4 protein-coding genes are annotated in these 7,094 nt (G+C 75.8%); all 4 read left to right on the forward strand.

Translation table 11 applies throughout. From position 1 onward, the window contains the following. The coding region (locus AC1MIR_RS08495; RefSeq protein WP_480027744.1) for a hypothetical protein at positions 1-336 on the forward strand (336 nt) is incomplete at its 5' end. Between the two features lie 112 nt (positions 337-448). Further along, the gene (locus AC1MIR_RS08500; RefSeq protein WP_480027745.1) at positions 449-1,468 is read left to right on the forward strand and encodes a C-terminal binding protein; all 1,020 of its coding nucleotides are present in this window, start codon (positions 449-451) and stop codon (positions 1,466-1,468) included. Between the two features lie 244 nt (positions 1,469-1,712). Continuing rightward, complete coding sequence (locus tag AC1MIR_RS08505; protein ID WP_480027746.1) at positions 1,713-3,086, forward strand: glycosyltransferase family 4 protein; 1,374 nt, start codon at positions 1,713-1,715, stop codon at positions 3,084-3,086. 19 nt (positions 3,087-3,105) lie between these two features. Beyond that, positions 3,106-7,094: type I polyketide synthase (locus tag AC1MIR_RS08510; protein ID WP_480027747.1), on the forward strand; the 3,989-nt coding region annotated here is incomplete at its 3' end.

Here is a 7,094-nt window from a genome sequence, read left to right on the forward strand (position 1 = left end):
GCCTGGCAGCCCCCGCCGGCGGCCCCCCCCGCCCCCGCGGGGGGGGTGACGGCCGCGCCCCACCCCGCGCCGCCGGACCCGCCGCCCCCCGCGGCGGCGGCCGCGGCGGGCCCCGAGCCGGAAGCGGCCCCGCTCGTCGCAGCGCAGCCCGCCGCGCCGGAGCCCCCGCGGCCAGCGGCCGAAGCCAGCGCGCCGGCGCCGGAACCGGCGCCTGCCGCCCCCGAAGCCCCGCCGACGCCCGCCGAGCCGCTGATCGGCACGCCGGTCGCACCCATCGTGCTCGGCGCGGAGCCGGCCGCCGAACTGCCGCGCAAGCGCGGCTGGTGGCGCCGCTAGGCCTGGCCGGCCGACCGGCGCGATCGACGATCCGCGATCGCGCCGGGGGCGGCAGCCATCCCCGAAACCAGGACGGCCGCCACGCGGCGGCCGCAACGCAGGAGCCCCGCACGTGGCGCGACTGACCGTGCTCGAGCCGGAAGCGATGTATCCGGACACCCTGCTCGAGCAGGAGGTGCTCGGCCCCGAGGTCGAGGTCATCCATGGCGGTGCGCCGCATACGGGCAGCCTCGACATGCTCGGCGACGAGGTCTGCGCCCGGGTGGACGGGCTGCTGATCTTCCGCCACTGGCTGAAGCCCCACCACATCGCGCGCTTCCCGAAGCTCAAGGTCGTGGTGCGCATGGGCGTCGGCTACGACCGGCTGGACCGCGAGGCCTGCGCCGCGCGGGGCATCACCGTCTGCAACGTGCCCGACTACGGCACGATGGAGGTCGCCGACCACGCCATCGCGCTGACGCTCGCGCTGCGGCGGGGCCTGCTACTGCACCACGACCTGCAGCGCGCCGATCCGCCGGCGCCGTGGCGCTACCTGGACAGCCCGCTGGTCCGCCGGCTCGGCGTGCAGTCCTTCGGCATCGTCGGCCTCGGGCGGATCGGCACCGCCGCGGCGTTGCGCGCCAAGGCGCTCGGCTTCCGCGTGGTGTTCTTCGATCCCTTCCTGCCCAACGGCGTGGACCGGGCGCTCGGCATCGACCGCGCCCGCACGCTGGAAGACCTGCTGCCGCAGGCCGACGTGCTCTCCATCCATGTGCCGGACACGCGCAAGACGCGGGGCCTTGTGGGTGCGAAGGAACTGGCGCTGCTGCCGAAGGACGCGGTCGTGGTGAACACCGCGCGCGGCACCAGTCTCGACATCGACGCGCTCGAGGCGGCGCTGCGCGCCGGCCACCTGGCGGGCGCCGGGCTCGACGTGATCCCGGTGGAGCCGCCGGTGGAGCCGGTGCCCGCGCTGCTGGCCGCCTATCGCCGGCGCGAGCCCTGGCTGCAGGGCCGGCTGATCGTCACCCCGCACAGCGCCTTCCATACGCCGGAGGCCTGGGCCGACATCCGCCGCAAGAGCGCCGAGACGATGCGCGATGCGCTGCTGCTCGGCGGCTCGGCCAACGCGATCGCGCCCGGATCGGATTGAACCGGCTCGTCGGCCGGTAGCGATGCGCGCGGGATGAACCATGCAGGGGTGCAAAGCCTGCAATCCACGGTTGCAGACATTCCGATGACGCACCTTTGATTGATCGTTGCGCGCGCCGGGCGCATACTCGCGCGTCGCGTCAGAAAAACCTGAACCGTCCATGCCCGAATGGCGAACATTGCCCTCGGTCCTGGAACGATGCGATTCGTCGTGTTAGGGGCTCGCGTGGTCTTTGGGGGGTCGGTTGCAGGTCATCCTCGACATCTCCCGGCTTCTCACGGTGGCGCATCGTCCGGCGCCGACCGGGATAGACCGGGTCGAACTCGCCTATGCCCGGAGGTGGTCGGCGGAGACCGAAGACCGCTGCACCTTCGTCGCGGAAATCCCGCTTGTCGGCTTTGCCGCCCTGCCACGGCAGGTTGTGGCGGACCTTGTTGCCGCGCTGGAGGAATGCTGGCTGCATGGCGGGCGCAGCGCCGCCCCGGCCGCCCGCCGGGCCCGGCTGGCTCTGCCCTTCGGCCGCTCCGCCCTGGTCGGGCTGTTGCGCCGGCCGGGGCCCAAGGCCTTCCTGCTGGTCTCGCACCGCGCCCTGGAGCGTCCGGCCCGGATCGCCGCGCTCCGCCGGCAGGGCTGCTGGTTCATCCCGCTGATCCACGACCTGATCCCGCTGCAGCACCCGGAATTCGCGCGCGCCGGCGTGGCGGAGACGCATCGGCGCCGGATCGCCACGACCGCGGCGCTGGCCGACGCCATCGTGGTCAATTCCGCGGCGACGGGCGCCGAGCTGACGCCCTGGCTGGCCGGCCGCTCCGTCCCGCCCCCGGTCGCCGTCGCGCCGCTCGGCGTCAGCCCGCCGAAGGTGGACGCGCCGCCGGTTGCGCTCCGGCCCTATTTCGTCGCGCTCGGCACCATAGAGCCGCGCAAGAACCACCTTCTGCTGCTCAATCTCTGGCGTCAGTTCGCCGCGACGCTCGGCACCGCCGCGCCCCGCCTCGTCGTGGTCGGTCGCCGCGGCTGGGAGAACGAGAACGTGCTCGACATGCTCGAGCGCTGCGCGGCCATCGACGGCCTGGTGCGGGAGACCGGGGCGCTGCCGGACCGCGAGGTCGCCAGCCTGCTGCGCGGCGCCCGCGCCCTGCTGTTCCCCTCCTTCGCCGAGGGCTTCGGCCTGCCACTGGCCGAGGCGCTGGCGCTGGGCGTGCCGGCCATCGCCTCCGACCTCGCCGCGCTGCGGGAGGTGGGGGGGCAGCGTGCCGGACTATCTCGATCCGCTGGACGGGCCGGCCTGGCGCGCCAGCATCCTGGACTACGCGCGCGCCGACAGCGGCGCCCGGCGCGCACAGATCGGCCGGCTGGGCGGCTGGAAACCGCCTGGGTGGTCCGATCACTTCGCCGCCGTGGACCGCCTGCTGGAGGCACTGGTCGGCGGACCCGCGCCGGAACGCCTGCCGGTGCCGCACCCGCCGCCGGCGCGACAGCATGGGCGCGAACGGGCCGTGAAGCTCGACACGGTCGGCCGGGACGATCCGGCCGGATGACCAGGCCCGCGATGACGGACCGCGCGCCGGCGCACCGCGCAGCACCCGGCCGCGCGCATCCGCCGGTCGGCCGCCCCTGACGCCGTACGGACCAGACTGATGGCGCTTCGCAGCCGTCGCCCGCCGGCGGCCCCTGCCCCCGTCCCCGTCGCGATCGTCGGCGCCGCCTGCCGGCTGCCGGGCGCTGCCGATCTCGACGCCTTCTGGGCGCTGCTGGAAGGCGGCGCCGACGCCGTCTCCACCCTGCCGCCGGACCGCTTCAGCCAGGCCTTCTTCTTCCATCCCCGCCGCGGCGAGCCCGGTCGCAGCTATACCTTCGCCGCCGGGCATATCGGCGACGCCTATGCCTTCGACGCCGCCGCCTTCGGCATCTCCCCGCGCGAGGCGCAGGAGATGGACCCCCAGCAGCGCCTGCTGCTGGATGTGGCGCTCGGCGCCGTCGAGGACGCCGGCTGGCGGCAATCCGCCCTGGCCGGCCAGGAGGTCGGCGTCTTCGTCGGCGGGTCCTCCACCGATCATGGCGAGCTGCGCCTGCAGGACCCGGCCGGCGGCGACCGCTACTTCATGACGGGCAATGCGCTGTCCATCCTGTCGAACCGCCTGACCAACGTGTTCGACCTGCGCGGCCCGGCCGAGACCATCGACACCGCCTGCTCCTCCTCCCTCGTCGCGCTGCACGCGGCCTGTCGCGCGCTGGCGGAGGGGCGGGTTCCCGTGGCGATCGCGGCGGGGGTGCAGCTGCTGCTCTCGCCCTATGCCTTCCTCGGCTTCTCGCGCGCGGGCATGCTCTCCCCCACCGGGCGCTGCCGCGCCTTCTCGGCGCGGGCCGACGGCTATGTGCGGGCCGAGGGCGCCGGGGCGGTGATCCTGAAGCCGCTCGACGCCGCGCTGCGCGACGGCGACCGGGTGCGCGGCGTGATCCATGCGACGGGCGTGAACAGCGCCGGCCGCACCATCGGCCTCGCCTTGCCGAACCGGGAGGCGCAGGCGCGGCTGATCCGGCAGGTCATGGCGGAGGCCGGCGTCACGCCCGACCGGATCGCCTATTTCGAGGCGCATGGCACCGGCACCCAGGTGGGCGACCCCGCCGAGGCCTGGGCGATCGGGGAGGCTGCGGCGAAAGGCCGCCCCGCGCCGCTGCCGGTCGGCTCGGTGAAGACCAATATCGGCCATCTGGAACCCGCCTCCGGCATCGCCGGGCTGATCAAGGCGATGCTGGTGCTGGAGAAGCGCCGCGTGCCGGCGACGCTGCACCAGGGCGAGCCGAACCCGCACATCGCCTTCGAAGACCTGAACATCCGCGTCGCGGCCGAGACCGAGGCGCTGGACGCGCCGGCGGATGCCCTGGCGGGCGTGAACTCCTTCGGCTTCGGCGGGACCAATGCCTGCGCGCTGCTCGGCCCGGCACCGAAGCCGAAGCGCGCGCGCGTGGCAGCGTCGAAGGCGATGCCGCCGCTCGTGATCTCGGCGCGCTCCGCTGCCGCGCTGACGGCATTGGCGGAACGCTGGGAGGCGCGGCTCGCGGGCGCGGATGCGCAGCAGGCCGCGGCGCTGGCGCGCGGCGTGGCGCGGCATCGCGACCTGCTGCCCTGGCGGCTGGCGCTGCGCGGCGCGGATGGCGCGGCGCTGGCCGGTGCGCTGGCCGCCTGGCGCGAGGGCGGCGTGGCCACGCAAGCCGTCTCGGGCGGGCTCTGCTTCGTCTTCAGCGGCAATGGCGCCCAGCATGCGGGCATGGCGCAGCAGGCGCTGCGCCTTTCCCGCGTTTTCCGGACGGCGCTCGGCGATGCGGACGCGGCGCTGGCGCCCTTGCTCGGCTGGTCCCCGCTCGCCCGCATCGAGGCCGGGGTCACCGCCGGGGAGCTTGCCGCCACCGACGTCGCGCAGCCGCTGATCTTCGCCATCCAGGCCGCGATGCTGCCGGCGCTCACCGCGCAGGGCATCGTGCCGGAGATGGTGCTCGGCCATTCCGTGGGCGAAGTCGCGGCGGCGCATGCGGCCGGGCTGCTCGATCTGCCGGAAGCGGCGCGGCTCGTCGTGGCGCGGAGCCGGCACCAGCATGCGCGGCGCGGCGTCGGCCGCATGGCCGCGCTGAACGCACCGCCGGAGGAGGCCGAGGCGCTGGCCGCGGCGGAAGGCGTCGAGATCGCCGCCCGCAACGCGCCCGGCGCCTTCACCCTCGCCGGCCCGGCGGAGGCGCTGGAGCGGGTGCGCGCGGCGGCAGAGGCGCGGCGCTACGTCTTCGTGCCGCTCGACCTCGACTACGCCTTTCACAGCGCGGCGATGGATCCGGTACGGGACGCCCTGCTGGCGGAACTCGACGGCCTCCGTTGCGGCGCGCCGGCGCGGCCGATGCTCTCGACCGTCACCGGCGCGGCGCTGGAGGCGGGCGAGGCCGATGCCGCCTATTGGTGGCGCAACCTGCGCGAGCCCGTCCGCTTCGAGGCGGCGGTGCGCGCGGCGCTGGAGCGCGGCGGGCGGATCTTCCTCGAGATCGGCCCGCATCCGGTTCTGCAATCCTACCTGCGCGACACCGCCCGCGCCGCGGGGAACGAGGCGAGCCCCCTCGCCAGCCTGTCGCGCCGCGATGCGGAGGCGGAAGGCGACCCCTTCGCGGCCATCGCCGACCGCGCGGTGCAGGCCGGCGCCGATCCGCGCGGCGGTCCCGCCTTCGCCGGACCCGCCGAGCGCCGCCTGCCGCTGACCCCCTTCGCCCGCCAGCGCTATGTGCAGGCGCACACCGCCGAAGGCTCCCGGCTGACCGACCCGGTGCTGGACCATCCGCTGCTCGGCTTCCGCGACGGCAACGAGCCCGGCGTCTGGACGCGGATGCTCGACACCGCGCTCGAGCCCTGGCTGGCGGATCATCGGCTCGGTGCCGATGCGGTGCTGCCGGCGGCGGCGATGCTCGACATCGCGCTGGCCGCCGGCCGCGCCCGACACCCTGACGCGGCGGCGCTCGAAGCCGCCGAGTTCCGCATCCTGCGCCCGCTGGTGCTGGAGGAGGACGCGGCGCGGGAGCTGCGGAGCACGCTCGCGCCCGATGGCGCCTTCCGTCTGGAGAGCCGCCGCCGGCTCGCCGAGGACACCTGGACGCTGCATGCGCTGGGCGAGGTTCGCCCCGTGACGCCCGCCGCGCTGGACGCGCCGCGCAGCGCCCCGGCGGCCGGCGTAGTCCTGGACGGCGCGGCGCTGCGTGCGCGCGCGGCCATGCTCGGCCTGACCTATGCCGATGCCTTCGCCACGGTCGAGTCGGTGCAGGCCGAGGGCGAGCGCGCCCTGGTGCGGCTCACGCTTCCCGAAGCCGCGCCCACGGACGAAGGCTTCGTACTGCATCCGGCGCGGCTGGACGGGGCTTTCCAGGGACTTTTCGCGCTGCTCGATCCGGCAGCGCTGCAGCCGGGCGTCGGGCTGGTGCCGGTGAAGGCCGGGCGCCTCGTCGCGCTCGCCGCCGGCACGCCGGCGGCCGTGGCGGAGGTCGTGCTGGCGCGGCGCGGCGCACGCTCGGCCGCGGCGGATTGCGTGTTGCGCGACGGCGCCGGCCGCGTCGTCGCGCGGCTGGACGGCATCGTCTTCCAGCGCATCCCGCTCCCCGGTGCCGCCGATCCGCTCGACGCCGCCGCGCGCATCGAGCTGGTCCCCGCCGCCGAAGGCCCGCCGCCCTTGCCCGCTCTGCCGCCCGCCATCGCCGCGGCACGGCAGGAGGCGGCGCGGCGCGACCTTTCGGAAGCCGCCCTGCTGCTGGAGGCGCATGTCGCCGCGGCCGCGCAGGAAGTGCCGCTGCGCACCGCCGCCCCCTCCGCCGCCGCCTATCTCGCCTTCCTGCGCCTGTCGCTGGTGGAGGACGGCGCGGCCGAATCCGGGCCGCGCGGCTTCCGGCTGCTGCCGGAGAACGGCCTGCCGCCCTCGGCCGAGATCTGGCGCTCGGTGCTGGCGGAGCATCCCGACCTCGCCCTCGACCTCGCCTGGATCGCCGAGGCCGCGGAACGCGTGCCGGAGGCCCTGCGCGGCATGCCGCGCCCGGGGGCGCCGCCCCCCCAGGCCCGCGCCCCCCCCCGCCGCCGGGGCGCGGCGGAGGCGGCGGGGGGTGG

The sequence above is a fragment of the Falsiroseomonas sp. RANM36 genome (assembly GCF_056682175.1).